Genomic DNA, 13,709 nt, shown 5'->3' on the forward strand with positions numbered 1-13,709 from the left:
TTAGATGCAAATCTATTGCGAAAACTAGTACCAAAAATCTTAACATACTAGCCCTAGCGCTAATCAGCGCTTTCCGTTAGTATAGCAGGCAATATTATACACCGTTTTTGATCAATGAGGCCGCGCATGTCAAGTACCCCAACAAACAAGCCGTCAGCGCTTCAGGCTGATAAAACATCAGCCCCTACGTCTGCCAATCTGCCAGAACATATCTCCTTAAGTAAATGGGAAGACAGTGGTTTTGAATGGGTAGGGCAAGTCGCACCGGGCTCTTTTGAGCGTCTTAATGCCTTACTGACGACTGAGCATTTGCAGTCAGATCTTCAGATTAATGCCAATCTCTATCGCCGTAATAATGTCTTGCATCTCTCTTTTAGCTTGACCGGTGAGATATGGTTAACCTGCCAGCGTTGTTTGCAACCAATTGTGATTGATTTGACCGATGATTATGATATTGCATTGCTCGATAACGAAAGCCAAGTGCGCTTGGTTGGTGAAGAGCAGGACTATTTATTGCTCGATGAAATTATCACTGAGCCGGCTCCTGAGCGCTTATTACCGCTTAAAAAACTGGTCGAAGATGAGATTTTACTCAAAACACCGATGGCACCAAAGCATGATGATTGTGATATGAGTGTTGAGCAGTTTGGTGAAATACCTGAAGAAGAAGAAACGGAGAATCCTTTTGCCGCTTTAGCGTCTTTAAAAGGTAAGTTATAACCTTATAACCTTATAACCTTATAACCTTATAACCTTATAAACTGTATTAGTGATAAATAGTATGGAAGTTTTAGACCATCTTTTTATCAGCTTTATGCAGAAGATTGAAAAGCAGGGCTTTATTAATCCGCGAAACATGCGTATAATGTCCCGTTTATTGCATTCTAGCAATCTGCTACTGGCAGATAGGCGCTGACCTTGCAAACTAACTATAGATTTTAGACGTTATCAGCACTTTAATACGTGGCAATCTATTTAACTAATGATGCGTAAGACTTAGGTTGTTGTGATTATATAGCCTCTGTCAGTGTCGATTAAAGCTGAATTTCAAGCTTATCCCCTTTTAAGTATAGGAGCTATATCATGGCCGTTCAAAAAAGTCGTAAAAGTCGTTCACGTCGTGACATGCGCCGTTCACATCACCGTATGGAAATTGCTGAAATAAGCATCGATGCTACTACTGGTGAAAAACATCGTCGTCATCACATGACTAAAGATGGTTTTTATCGTGGTCGTCAGTTGTTTAAAGTAAGTCAAGACGCTTAAGCTAATTGATGGTTGATGCAAAATGATGATAGTTCCGATAACTATCTATGATTTTACACAGTTGTTATTGGGCAACCAGTTTGAGCAAACGAAAGCCAAGTTATTTCGCTATCATATATTATGTGGCTGGATAACTTGGCTTTTTGCTATTCTTTTTTTAAGCAGTAATTATTATAAATAAACCGTTTCACGCCAGTGGCTTGTTGGCAGCTATGCTAATGGCCTGCGTCAGTGTATAGTTTAACCACCGTTAGCTGTCTTAAAGGAATAATGATAGCCATCACTTTATATCATAAATCTTCTAATTACTTTCTAACTCTATAATGCACCCCATTAATTTAGGGGTATTGCCAATTAAATAAGGAATATTGGTTATGGCCTCTGTACCCGATATGATAAAGAAACAATCTACTCGCATTGCGGTCATCTTCCCAGGACAAGGCTCGCAAGTCGTCGGTATGCTGAGTGAGCTTGCTGAAACCTATCCTGAGATTCGTGATACCTTTACTGAGGCGAGTACGGCGCTTGGTGAAGATTTATGGGAAATTTGTCAGGACGAAGACAAGCTTAATCAAACCCAGTACACTCAGCCGGCCTTATTGACCGCTAGTATTGCTATTTGGCGCATTTTACAACAAAAAATAGAAGACAAGCCTTGTTACCTAGCGGGCCATTCTCTAGGAGAATACAGCGCCCTCTGTGCCGCTGGTGTGATAACGCTTGCGGATGCGGTCAAGCTGGTACATAAGCGTGGCCAATTGATGCAAGCGGCGGTGGTTGGTATCGACACCGCGATGGCTGCTGTGCTAGGTCTAGAAGACCATCGGGTAGAGAACTTGTGTGAGCAGGCCACCGAGCACGTCGATGATGCCATTGTCGGGGCAGCAAACTTTAATAGCCCAGGACAAGTGGTGGTTTCAGGTAATGCGGCAGGCGTCAACGCCGTCATTGATAAAGTTCAAAATACTGGCAAAAAAGCCATTCCATTAAAGGTCAGTGTGCCGTCACATTGTGCTCTTATGGAACCTGCAACCAGTGCCTTGGCCGAAGAGCTGGCGGCGATTCGATTTGATCAAGCGACTATTCCAGTCATTCAAAACCGTCATGCACGGGTTGAAACCAGCGCTACAGGCATCAAGCAAGCATTGACCGAGCAGTTAAGTGAACCTGTATTATGGTCAAAAACCATGCAAGAGCTGGCCGATAAACAAATTAATATTTTAATCGAGTGTGGCAGTGGTAATGTCCTGAGTAATTTAGCGAAGCGTCAAGCGCATCCTATTGCCAGTTATCCTACCGACAAGCTCGCCCGTCTAGATAAGTTAATGGAGGTATTATCATGAGTCGTACGATTACATTAGTGACGGGTGCTAGCCGCGGTATTGGCAAAGCCGTTGCCAAACGTTTTGCCAAAGAAGGCCATTTTGTCATTGGCACCGCGACCACGGAAAAAGGCGCGGCGCTTATTGACGAATATCTACACGATAGCGGCGGTATTGGTCGAGTATTAGATGTGCGTGATACGGCGCAGATTGATAAACTGTTTGAAGAGATTGAAAGCGTCTATGGCGCGGTACAAGTATTGGTCAATAATGCCGGCATTACCCAAGATGGCTTATTGATGCGTATGAAAGATGAAGATTGGGATAATGTGATTGATACCAATTTGACCTCAGTTTATCGTATGAGTAAACGCGCGATACGCGGTATGATGAAAGCGCGCCGTGGTCGTATCATCAATATCACCTCTGTCGTCGCCCAAATGGGTAATGCAGGCCAATCTAACTATGCGGCGACCAAAGCCGGTGTCGAAGGTTTTAGCCGTACCCTAGCGCGTGAAATAGGCTCACGGCAAGTGACGATTAACTGTGTCGCGCCAGGTTTGATCGAAACGGATATGACTGATGAGCTCGATGAGCGCTTATTGAACTCCATGCTCGATGCGGTGCCGATTAGCCGTCTTGGTCAGCCAGAAGATATCGCTGCGGCCGTCTCGTTTTTAGCAAGTGATGAAGCCAGCTATATCACCGGTGCGGTTATTCCAGTTAATGGTGGCATGTATATGTAGCGTTAGAATTTATTATTCTAATGGAACGTTACATAGTTATAATAAAAAACTCTGTGAACGAGTGTAAACTATAATAAAGGGTGCTATAATGACGAATACTTTTTCGTCAAAGCCCTGTATGATAGCAAGGCTTTACCAGACATTAGTCAAAACGTATAATTGGTTATAGTACACATCAGACAGCCATGCTAATCTGACTAGCCCATTTTATATACAATGCTATAGCCTCCAATCACGGCACTATAGTAATTTGTCAAAATAATAGATCAAAAAGGAGAAATCTACATGAGTAATGATACCGAGCTAAGAGTTAAAGCTGCAGTAGCGGAACAATTGGGTATGAATGTTGAAGACATCAACAACGATGCATCATTTATGGAAGATCTAGGCGCTGATTCGTTAGACCTAGTTGAATTGGTTATGTCATTTGAAAGCGATTTTGGCATCACTATTCCTGATGAAGCTTCAGCAGAACTAACGACTGTTCAAAAAGCCATTGATTACGTGCAAGCGCAGCTATAATTAGCGATTAGCTTAACGTGTTTGATATGACCGCTTATCTGTATAGATAGGCGGTTTTTTTTGCTGATTTTTTATAGATATCGGCTAGCTATTAATTATTGTCTTTCTTAATTTAGCGTAATAGCTTTTATAGATTACTCGTTACCATCAACGATTACGTTAACATAAGCTACGCCAAATCAACATTACTCAACATACTATTACTATTCATCGCTCATACATTTGCTTATACTCATAATGGTAAGCAAAAAGAATGATGACCGATATGAGTTATCATTGTAATAATAATTAATAATATCTTAAGGAGCAGTTATATGGGTATGTTCAGTTTTGCAAAAGATATCGGTGATAAAATCTTTAACCGTGACGATGCCAAGCATGACGCTAAAGCAGAAACCAAAGCAGATGCGAACACTCCAGTCCAAAGCAGTGAGCCTTCAGCTCAGTCAGTAGCCAATATTTTACTGCGTCGTATTCAGCAACAAAATCTGAATATCAGCGACTTAAAAATCAAATACAATGGTTCAACCGATACTGCTGAAATCAGTGGTAAAGCGAAAACGCAAGCAGACCGTGAAAAAGCCATTATTGCTATTGGTAACGTGCAAAACGTTGCTAAAGTCATCGACAACATCGATATTGAAGAAGATGCACCTGAATCTACTATGTATACCGTAAAATCTGGTGATAGCTTGTCTAAAATTGCAAAAGAAGTTTATGGTTCAGCGAATGATTATATGAAAATCTTCGAAGCCAATAAGCCAATGCTTTCTGAACCAGACAAAATTTATCCTGGTCAAGTACTACGTATCCCTAAGCCATAAGATGATTTTGAATATAAAAGATAGACTTTTGAACATAAATATTTAAAGTTACATGCTAATAAAAATGCCTCTTACTAAAATAAGAGGCATTTTTTTTGTTTGGTATATTTGATATAGAAGTTATGGCTCAAAGCTTTCTAACTTTTCCTGCTGCTCTTTCATAGCCCAAATGATATGTTCATCCAGCATAGCATTATGTATGGCTAATCTTGTACGAAGATAAGTTATTATCTCTTTACTTCCATCTGCATTGCCGAGAGCAATTGCAATATTACGTAAAAAATTCACATAACCCGTGCGTCTAAGTGGGCTGCCTTCGGTCTTCTTCATAAACTCCGGTTCCTGCCATTGCCATAACTCAAGTAAACTGCTGCTATCAAGATTGTGCCTTGGCGCAAAGTCTTCTACCGATGTCAGGTTGGCATAGCGGTTCCATGGGCAAATAAGCTGACAGTCATCACAGCCAAAGATACGATTACCAATAGCGCGGCGGTATTTACTATCAATAATACCATCGTGCTCAATGGTGAGATAGGAGATGCAGGCGGAAGCATTAAGCTCATAGGGCGCGATAATCGCTTGGGTAGGGCAGATGTCGATACAGGCGCTGCAGCTACCACAATGCTCTTTAACCGGCTCATCATCAGGCAGCTCGAGGCTCATAAACAGCTCGCCCAGTACAAAAAATGAGCCAGCTTGCTTGTTTAAAAGTAAGGTATGTTTGCCCGTCCAGCCAAGACCTGCTGCGTCGGCAATAGGGCGCTCAAAGATAGGTGCAGAATCACTAAAGGGTCTAAAAATAAAATCTTGCTCTGAGCCGATATTAAGATGCTGCCATTCAGGAAGCATGGCTTCAATTTTTAATGCCAATTGCTTGAGACGACTACGCATCGTTTTATGATAATCGCGTCCTCGAGCATAACGGGCAATGATACCTTGATTGGGGTAAGCGTTATCAGTGACCGCTCGTGGCGTAGGAGTTTGGGTTAAGTAATCCATGCGCACGCTGATGATAGTTCTCGCGCCTTCTACTAGCTGTTCGGGATGAGCACGCAAATGATGGTTATTATGCATAAACTGCAATTGCCCCTCATAACCCTTAGCTAACCATTGCTTCAGTCGCTCCGTTTGCTGAATAAATAAAGGGTGATGCACCGATAAAAACCCACAGTCAGCGAAGCCTAGAGCTTGGGCTTGGGCTTTAATCCATTGCTTAACATCGGCCGTGGTTGTAAATCTCAGTGTATTATTAATATCAATTTTGGTTTGTCGTGCATGATTGGACGCAGGCGTCTGCGCTGCTAACGTCTGTGTGTCTGGCTGTGTGAACTGAGACTGAGTAGATTGGGATTTGCTATTCATAATGAGCTATAAATGATAATGTGAATAGCAGTATGATAAGCCAGTGAGCTAAGAGCGCAAGTAGAAAAGTAAGTAAATCTGTATTTACACTGATACCTAATTGAACAAAACCTTTGATTAAGCTCATATGGATTACACGTCATCCTATTATTAGAATAATAAAACCACCAAATAAAAATAAGCGAGAATCAGCCATGCCAGTACCAGCCAATTTATTAGCAAATACCACCATGCCTATCGCGCTTTATAATAGTAAACAATTTTATGCCATTGAGCAGGCATGGTTTGCCGAAGGTCATGACAGTTTTGGATTAATGAAACAAGCAGCATGGCAAATGGCACAGTATATTGCGGCGCTTTATGAGCAAAAAATGCTCAATACTCATGCATTAGCTAACGTTAAATTTTACCGTCGTCCTACTTATAAGCGTCGAGCGAGTATTTGGGTCGGGCGAGGGAATAATGGCGGCGACGGTTGGATGATTGCTTACTATTTGCAGCAAATGGGCTGGCCAGTAGAGGTAGTAACCGTTGGTTTTGATAGTCGCGATTTTGAGGTAGCGGATACAACGCAAAATTATAACAAGGCAAGTGTGCTATCTGATGCAGCAAGGGCTCTACAGATGGCATTATCTGCTAATTGTCCTTATCAGCGCTTTGAAGACAGTAATTATAATGATAATGAGAAAGTAGGTAAGCAGCGGCAAGCGGGTGTTTATATCGATGCATTATTCGGTATCGGTCTAGATCGTGCGCCTACAGGCATCTATAAGCAGGCAATCTGCGCCTTTAATGCTGCTGCTCAGGATGATAATGCTTTAACAATTGCAGTTGATATTCCTAGCGGATTGGTGGCCTCTACGGGTCAAGTATTCGACCAAATAGCGGTGCAGGCTGATGCGACGTTATGTTTAATTGCACGTAAATTGGGCTTGCATACTAAGGATGGTATGGATTATAGCGGCGAGATTATTGATATACCGCTGATACCTTATCAAGTCGGTAATAAAGTATTTGAGCCAGCTGCCACATTAACGACGACTGCGTATCATTTAAGTCCCCGTCGACAGAATAGCTATAAGGGCAGTTATGGACACGTATTGGTCATTGGTGGTAACCGTATTGATGGTTCTCAAGGGATGGGCGGCGCTGCTATCCTTTCTGCCTCGAGTGCGATGGCAACAGGGGCAGGTAAAATAACCGTCGCCTGTCATGAGGCATTTCATGGTGCACTTTTAACCTCACTCCCAGATGCGATGACGATAAATTTACATGATACATATGGAGTAAAAACCCTTATCAAGGAAGCCAGTGTGGTGGCTATCGGCATGGGACTAGGTCGTGATGAAAAAGCAAAAGTGATATTTATCACTTATGTTGAAGCAGCTATAGCAGAAAGTAAGCCGATAATCATTGATGCTGACGGTCTTTATCATTTGGCAGCATTGCATATAGATGAGCATCAATTAATCACACAGCTAAAAGAGCATAGCGCTAAACATCAGGTTTGTTTCACTCCACATAGTGGTGAAGCCGCTGAGTTATTAAATGAAAAAGTTAGTGAAGTAGAGGCTGATAGGTTGGCAGCGATAAAACAATGTGCCAAAAAATATGGTGGTAACTGGGTGTTAAAAGGGGCAGGGTCTTTAGTTTTGGAGCAAGATAAAGAAGAACATCGCGTTTATGTTTGCGGTGTGGGTAACGCTGGCATGGCAAGCGCTGGCATGGGCGATGTATTATCAGGTGTGATAGCAGGTCTGCTAGCTCAAGAAGATTTAAGCGAAGAAGCGGGTAGTTTGCACCAAGCGGTTCTCCTTCATGGATTGGCGGGAGACTGTTTGGTCAATAAGACAGAAAAACTTGGCAGTATGACCAATAATGATAGGTCATTATTGGTCGGGCAACGAGGCTTACAAGCGCAAGATATGTCCGCTGCTATTCGTCATATTATGCAGTTAATCACTGAGTAATTAATAACTGCTAAGAATTTAAATAGAGCGGCACTAATATTATTGAAAGAAATAATTAAAGCTGGGTTTAGGTACCATTACAATATTGATTGATGGCTTGCTGTACGCGCTCGCGCTTGAGCTCAATCTCACGGCCATCTAAGTATTGACGTTTACCATTGGCATCCATCTCATAAATACGCCCACCAACATTTAGATTGGTCAAATTATTACGTAATGACTGGCAACGCTGGGCATTTGCCTGCGCCTCTTGCTCTTTGATACGCGCCTCTAACTGTGCAACCCGTTGTTCTTCTGCGCTTTGCGGTGCCGCTTGGTTGGCTTCGGTCTTACCAGCCAATTGTCCAGCGTTACTTTGTCTGCCGTCACTACGAAATTCAATCACTTCAATATTTCTACCATTTTGCGGGGCATGTTGACTGTATTTCACCTCACCATGCGCACCGATAGATTTGTATACCTGAATAGCGTGACTGGCATTGATTGGTAGCATGATCATACACGCTGTGCTGATACTCATAAGCAGTTTGGCAGCGGTATTTATGGTAGACGCATATGCCATAGTAACAATCCTCTTAATAGGGAAAAAACGTATGTATTTGTCAGTTAAGGATAATATTTAAACGTCTTGATAACAATATAAATACATTAGCGTTTGATTTTAGCAAATATTACTTATAAATGTACATTATTTAATAACTAATAGTTAGGGATAGGGTTTAGAAGTTTTTCTTGACAATGGTGGCCAAACCATCGAATATAATAGCAGTTGATTGGTCAGTGAGCGGCTTTTATGATATTGCCGTGGCACTTGAAAATAAGGACTACGGATTACTTATCAGTAGCTCGCTTAGCTTTATTTTCTTTGTGACAAAAATATAAAATAGGTGGTCATTATCGCAATGGTTATCAGATTCTATATTTATTGTCTCCGGACTTATCCGTCTACAATGACTAAGATAAACTTATTATTACTGTGTTTGCTAAGATTTGGCTGTAACAAAAATAGGGCGTAATGTGTGGTTATAACATTTACTTATGAAACAGGTTATAAGATTTAAAAATCCTATAATGTGGTAACTGTTTTGAGATTTGTTTTTTCATGCGGTATCGATTTATTTATTACTGGCGTAAGCACGTATCTATTACAAATAATAAGCCTCTTTTATAGATGCACTCGCATCTTGTCACTGTCTATCGATAAAATCCTGTCACAACGCTGACCTGACATATATTGCTGTGTTTGAGTGGCTTGCTGTCTTATAAAGCAGCGTTACTTAGATATAGTGGGCACACATTCTTGATATGGACAAGGATTCGTATTTATTTTAAGAGCCAGACAACTCTGTGTAAATACCGTTGTTTTCTCTTATGAATGAACGCCAATTCCTACCACAAAAAAAGGTGATGACAGTGACGCAAACCACGCAAAGTCCAAATATGACTGGACATACCCAAACGGGTAATGCCGCCAAAAATTTTGAAGAGAAGCAACAACGCCTTGCTGAAGGTAGCGCCGAGCCTGTAATGCTATCTGGCGCTGAGATGCTGGTGCAATCACTCACAGATGAAGGGGTCAAATATATTTTTGGCTACCCAGGCGGCGCCGTTCTGCATATTTATGACGCCTTGTTTCAACAAGAAAATATTGAGCATATTTTAGTACGTCATGAGCAAGCAGCCGGTCATATGGCCGATGCTTATTCGCGAGTCACGGGTCAGACTGGTGTGGTCTTAGCGACGTCAGGCCCCGGTGCCACCAACACGGTGACAGCTATTGCCACAGCATTTATGGATTCTGTGCCGATGGTCGTCATCGCAGGACAGGTACCTAGCAGCCTAATCGGCGAAGATGCCTTCCAAGAAACCGATATGATTGGTGTGTCGCGTCCTATCGTCAAGCATAGTTTTCAAGTACGCCATGCTAGCGAAATTCCAATGATTGTCAAAAAAGCATTTTATATTGCGCAGGCTGGACGTCCAGGTCCTGTTGTAATCGATGTGCCAAAAGATATGACGGCGCCTAGCGAAAAATTTGCTTATGAATACCCAAAAGAGGTGTTTATACGCTCATATCAGCCGTCATTAAAAGGTCATAGTGGTCAAATCAAAAAAGCGGTTGAAACACTACTTGCTGCTAAGCGCCCGATTATTTACTCTGGTGGTGGTGTTGTTTTAGGCAATGCACATAAAGAGCTCACTGCTCTTGCACATCGCTTAAACTTACCCGTAACCAATACCTTAATGGGCTTGGGTGCCTTTCCTGGTTCTGATAGCCAGTTCTTGGGTATGCTTGGTATGCATGGCACCTATGAAGCCAATATGACCATGCATCACGCCGACGTAATCTTGGCAATTGGGGCACGGTTTGATGACCGCGTGACCAATAATGTCAAAAAATTCTGCCCGAATGCGACGATTATTCATATCGATATTGATCCTACGTCCATCTCAAAAACGATTAATGCGCATATTCCGATCGTAGGCGATGTTAAATCTGTGCTTACCGATATCATAGAAATTGTCGGTGAAGATAAAGAGCTAGAGCAACATGCATTGTTAGATTGGTGGTCACAGATTAATGAGTGGCGTAAGCGTCATGGCCTACGTTATGACACCAGTACCGATAATGGTATTAAGCCACAAGCGGTCGTGCAAGCCTTAGATAAAGTGACTAATAGTAACGCGATTATCACCAGTGACGTCGGTCAGCATCAGATGTTTGCCGCGCTTTACTATACTTATAATGAGCCACGTCAATGGCTAAACTCAGGTGGTCTTGGTACCATGGGCGTCGGCCTGCCATACGCGATGGCAGCAAAACTTGCTAATCCTGAGCGCGATGTGGTTTGTATTACCGGCGAAGGCTCTATTCAGATGAATATCCAAGAGCTCTCAACCTGCTTGCAATATGATTTACCGGTCAAAATCCTAAACCTAAATAACGCTCAGTTAGGCATGGTGAAGCAGTGGCAAGACATGCTATATGAAGGCCGCCATGCCCATTCTTATATGAATTCACTACCAGACTTTGTCAAGTTGGCTGAAAGCTATGGTCACGTCGGTATTAAGATTACTGATCCTACAACTATGGAAGCACAGTTGGCGGAAGCTATGGCGATGAAAGATAAATTGGTATTTATCGACGTTTATGTCGATCGTAACGAGCATGTGTATCCGATGCAGATTGCTGGGCAAGCGATGCGTGATATGTGGTTAACCAAAGGGGAGCGTACCTAATGCAACAACAACATCTGATTTCGGTATTGATGGAAAACGAAGCGGGTTCGTTGTCGCGAGTGGTCGGTTTGTTCTCTCAACGTGGCTACAACATTGAAACGCTAAACGTTGCACCAACAGACGATCCGAGTATTTCTCGCTTAACGTTAACAACGATTACCTCACCTGAAAAGATAGAGCAAATCACCAAGCAATTGCATAAATTGATTGAAGTGGTTAAAGTGCTTAATCTATCAGATACCGTACACGTCGAACGCGAACTGATGCTAATCAAAGTGCGAGCGACAGGCGGTGTACGTGAAGAGATTAAACGCAGTGCCGATATTTTCCGTGCACAAATCGTTGATGTGAATTCAAACCTTTATACCATTCAAATCGTCGGTGACGAAGCCAAGCTTGACGGCTTTATCGATGTGATTGGCCGTGAACGTATTATGGAAGTCGTGCGTTCGGGTGTGATTGGTATTGCACGCGGCGAAAAAACGCTGAGCTTATAGGTAGCGTTTATCGCAAAATATATGGTTTAAAGCGTGGTATTTTAAATTTAATTATTCAACACTTAACATAGCGCTTATATGGCAAATCACTTTATGATAGTGACTGTAATCTAAGCGTTTATTTATCCATGGCCCGCCATGATTGAGGAAAAGGACTCTACTTATGAACGTTTATTATGACAAAGACTGTGATTTATCGATTATCCAAGGCAAAAAAGTTGCGATTATTGGTTACGGTTCACAAGGCCATGCACACGCGCTTAACCTGCAAGATTCAGACGTCGATGTGACCGTTGGTCTACGTGCCAACTCTGGCTCATGGAAAAAAGCGGAAAACGCTGGTCTAAAAGTTGCTGAAGTAGAAGAAGCGGTAAAAGCTGCTGACGTCATCATGATTTTGACGCCTGACGAATTCCAAAAAGAGCTATATCAAAACGAGATTGAGCCAAATATCAAACAAGGTGCAACGCTAGCTTTCGCTCATGGTTTTGCGATTCATTATAATCAAGTCGTTCCACGTAGCGATCTTGACGTTATTATGGTTGCGCCTAAAGCACCAGGTCATACTGTACGCTCAGAATTTACTAAAGGCGGCGGTATTCCAGATTTGATCGCTATCTACCAAGATGCATCAGGTCAAGCCAAACAATTAGCCTTGTCTTATGCTGCTGGTGTTGGTGGTGGTCGTTCAGGTATTATTGAAACCACATTTAAAGATGAAACTGAAACTGACCTATTTGGTGAGCAAGCGGTTCTTTGTGGTGGTGCTGTTGAGCTAGTAAAAATGGGCTTTGAAACCCTAACAGAAGCAGGCTATGCACCAGAGATGGCTTACTTTGAGTGCTTACATGAGCTTAAGCTTATCGTAGACCTCATGTATGAAGGCGGTATCGCTGACATGAACTACTCAATCAGTAACAATGCTGAATACGGCGAATATGTGACTGGTCCTGAAGTTATTAATGAGCAATCACGTGAAGCCATGCGTAATGCGCTAAAACGCATCCAATCTGGTGAATATGCAAAAATGTTCATCAGTGAAGGCGCAACCAACTATCCATCAATGACGGCTCGTCGTCGTAACAACGCTGAGCACCAAATCGAAGTAACTGGTGCTAAATTGCGTGGTATGATGCCTTGGATTGGCGGCAACAAAATCATCGATAAAGACAAAAACTAATTTGCTAGAAGGCGATTAAGCGATTAATTAACTCTCTATCATTTTAATCATCTAGAATCCAAAACCCGTGCTGTCACTTGATAGCACGGGTTTTTTAATGGCTATCATTTCAATAAGCTAAGTAAGGTTTTCATGTCAATTGCTTTGAGATTGGTTGAAAACGCATTATCGCTGCCTCATATAAACAGCCTTCATCATTTTTACTTAAAGTGTTATTTCGTTTCTTATTCTATTTAAGCAATTCTTAGTAGAACCAATCGGCTACTAAATCTTAAATTGATTGTTTTTCTTATTCTTATTTTTTATTGATTACAGGTTGTCTGTTGTGCAAATACCAAATCCAAACTGGCTAACGCCGCAATTCGCATATATTACTCTGAGTGCTGTCGTGGCTGTACTAATATGGATAGAAGGGGAGATGCTCAAAAGCAATCAGGGTAAACTGCCAAAGTCCAAATTTTTTCAAATTAGCTCCCTAATTGATACTGCTTGGTTTTTTGTATCAACAGTGGCGTTATACGTCATTGATCTAGCGCCATTAGCGCTCGCAGTTCCAGTCGCTTATAGCATTTATACCATTTATGGTTGGATATATGGAACACGGCTAATCAAACGTAAAGGCATACCCGACTCACCGAAAGACTTGGTTGTTCCAGCTAAGTACATCGCTTATAGCCAATCGTTTTCCTTGATATTCTTTGCTCTATGCCTACTGGTATTATCGTCACCATGGCTACCGTTACCGCAATAGATATCTAGTTAAACCGTTAATTCATTGAT

13 protein-coding genes are annotated in these 13,709 nt (G+C 42.0%); 11 read left to right on the plus strand and 2 right to left on the minus strand.

Annotated elements, in window-relative coordinates; genetic code table 11:
• Nucleotides 1-126 precede the first annotated feature (126 nt).
• The 6 genes from JMW39_RS10220 to lysM all read left to right on the plus strand — a co-directional run bounded on the left by JMW39_RS10220 (nucleotide 127) and on the right by lysM (nucleotide 4,680).
• On the plus strand, nucleotides 127-720 hold the full coding sequence (locus JMW39_RS10220) for a YceD family protein (RefSeq protein WP_201546368.1): 594 nt from the start codon (nucleotides 127-129) through the stop codon (nucleotides 718-720).
• A 363-nt stretch (nucleotides 721-1,083) separates the two neighbouring features.
• On the plus strand, nucleotides 1,084-1,266 hold the full coding sequence (gene rpmF, locus JMW39_RS10225; RefSeq protein ID WP_011279813.1) for a 50S ribosomal protein L32: 183 nt from the start codon (nucleotides 1,084-1,086) through the stop codon (nucleotides 1,264-1,266).
• Between the two features lie 374 nt (nucleotides 1,267-1,640).
• Nucleotides 1,641-2,609: an ACP S-malonyltransferase gene (gene fabD, locus JMW39_RS10230; protein ID WP_201546369.1), complete on the plus strand. Its 969-nt coding sequence runs from the start codon at nucleotides 1,641-1,643 to the stop codon at nucleotides 2,607-2,609.
• Entirely contained in the window at nucleotides 2,600-3,334 is a 735-nt protein-coding gene (gene fabG / locus JMW39_RS10235; protein ID WP_265088454.1) for a 3-oxoacyl-ACP reductase FabG, read from the plus strand. The genes fabD and fabG overlap by 10 nt, the downstream gene beginning before the upstream one ends.
• Before the next feature lie 285 nt (nucleotides 3,335-3,619).
• Nucleotides 3,620-3,856 (plus strand): acyl carrier protein, encoded by a 237-nt coding sequence (gene acpP / locus JMW39_RS10240; protein ID WP_201546371.1) that lies wholly within the window; start codon nucleotides 3,620-3,622, stop codon nucleotides 3,854-3,856.
• Between the two features lie 314 nt (nucleotides 3,857-4,170).
• On the plus strand, nucleotides 4,171-4,680 hold the full coding sequence (gene lysM / locus JMW39_RS10245; RefSeq protein WP_183621148.1) for a peptidoglycan-binding protein LysM: 510 nt from the start codon (nucleotides 4,171-4,173) through the stop codon (nucleotides 4,678-4,680).
• Between the two features lie 120 nt (nucleotides 4,681-4,800).
• On the opposite strand, the gene queG is transcribed toward lysM, so the two are convergent.
• Nucleotides 4,801-6,042, minus strand: a complete 1,242-nt coding sequence (gene queG, locus JMW39_RS10250) for a tRNA epoxyqueuosine(34) reductase QueG (RefSeq protein WP_201546372.1) — start codon at nucleotides 6,040-6,042, stop codon at nucleotides 4,801-4,803.
• Between the two features lie 194 nt (nucleotides 6,043-6,236).
• Between queG and JMW39_RS10255 the strand changes: the two genes are divergently transcribed.
• Nucleotides 6,237-8,012, plus strand: coding sequence for an NAD(P)H-hydrate dehydratase (locus tag JMW39_RS10255; RefSeq protein ID WP_201546373.1), 1,776 nt, complete (start codon nucleotides 6,237-6,239; stop codon nucleotides 8,010-8,012).
• Between the two features lie 67 nt (nucleotides 8,013-8,079).
• On the opposite strand, the gene JMW39_RS10260 is transcribed toward JMW39_RS10255, so the two are convergent.
• Nucleotides 8,080-8,574: a DUF4124 domain-containing protein gene (locus tag JMW39_RS10260; RefSeq protein WP_201546374.1), complete on the minus strand. Its 495-nt coding sequence runs from the start codon at nucleotides 8,572-8,574 to the stop codon at nucleotides 8,080-8,082.
• An 845-nt stretch (nucleotides 8,575-9,419) separates the two neighbouring features.
• Here JMW39_RS10260 and JMW39_RS10265 point away from each other — a divergent pair.
• The 4 genes from JMW39_RS10265 to JMW39_RS10280 all read left to right on the plus strand — a co-directional run bounded on the left by JMW39_RS10265 (nucleotide 9,420) and on the right by JMW39_RS10280 (nucleotide 13,680).
• A complete protein-coding gene (locus JMW39_RS10265) occupies nucleotides 9,420-11,252 on the plus strand; it encodes an acetolactate synthase 3 large subunit (protein ID WP_201546397.1) in 1,833 nt (610 codons plus the stop codon).
• Nucleotides 11,252-11,749 (plus strand): acetolactate synthase small subunit, encoded by a 498-nt coding sequence (gene ilvN / locus JMW39_RS10270; protein WP_201546375.1) that lies wholly within the window; start codon nucleotides 11,252-11,254, stop codon nucleotides 11,747-11,749. Before JMW39_RS10265 ends, ilvN begins: the two co-directional genes overlap by 1 nt.
• A 163-nt stretch (nucleotides 11,750-11,912) precedes the next feature.
• Entirely contained in the window at nucleotides 11,913-12,929 is a 1,017-nt protein-coding gene (gene ilvC / locus JMW39_RS10275; protein ID WP_201546376.1) for a ketol-acid reductoisomerase, read from the plus strand.
• A gap of 325 nt (nucleotides 12,930-13,254) precedes the next feature.
• Complete coding sequence (locus tag JMW39_RS10280; protein WP_201546377.1) at nucleotides 13,255-13,680, plus strand: hypothetical protein; 426 nt, start codon at nucleotides 13,255-13,257, stop codon at nucleotides 13,678-13,680.
• Nucleotides 13,681-13,709: the final 29 nt, after the last annotated feature.

Origin of the sequence: Psychrobacter immobilis (assembly GCF_904846175.1) — a bacterium.
Taxonomy (GTDB): domain Bacteria; phylum Pseudomonadota; class Gammaproteobacteria; order Pseudomonadales; family Moraxellaceae; genus Psychrobacter; species Psychrobacter immobilis_E.

Bases quoted from the DNA above. Each gene is read 5' to 3' on its own strand.
- JMW39_RS10220 (WP_201546368.1), top strand. From the start codon at position 127: ATGTCAAGTACCCCAACAAACAAGCCGTCAGCGCTTCAGGCTGATAAA.
- rpmF (WP_011279813.1), top strand. From the start codon at position 1,084: ATGGCCGTTCAAAAAAGTCGTAAAAGTCGTTCACGTCGTGACATGCGC.
- fabD (WP_201546369.1), top strand. From the start codon at position 1,641: ATGGCCTCTGTACCCGATATGATAAAGAAACAATCTACTCGCATTGCG.
- acpP (WP_201546371.1), top strand. From the start codon at position 3,620: ATGAGTAATGATACCGAGCTAAGAGTTAAAGCTGCAGTAGCGGAACAA.
- lysM (WP_183621148.1), top strand. From the start codon at position 4,171: ATGGGTATGTTCAGTTTTGCAAAAGATATCGGTGATAAAATCTTTAAC.
- queG (WP_201546372.1), bottom strand. From the start codon at position 6,042: ATGAATAGCAAATCCCAATCTACTCAGTCTCAGTTCACACAGCCAGAC.
- JMW39_RS10255 (WP_201546373.1), top strand. From the start codon at position 6,237: ATGCCAGTACCAGCCAATTTATTAGCAAATACCACCATGCCTATCGCG.
- JMW39_RS10260 (WP_201546374.1), bottom strand. From the start codon at position 8,574: ATGGCATATGCGTCTACCATAAATACCGCTGCCAAACTGCTTATGAGT.
- JMW39_RS10265 (WP_201546397.1), top strand. From the start codon at position 9,420: ATGACAGTGACGCAAACCACGCAAAGTCCAAATATGACTGGACATACC.
- ilvN (WP_201546375.1), top strand. From the start codon at position 11,252: ATGCAACAACAACATCTGATTTCGGTATTGATGGAAAACGAAGCGGGT.
- ilvC (WP_201546376.1), top strand. From the start codon at position 11,913: ATGAACGTTTATTATGACAAAGACTGTGATTTATCGATTATCCAAGGC.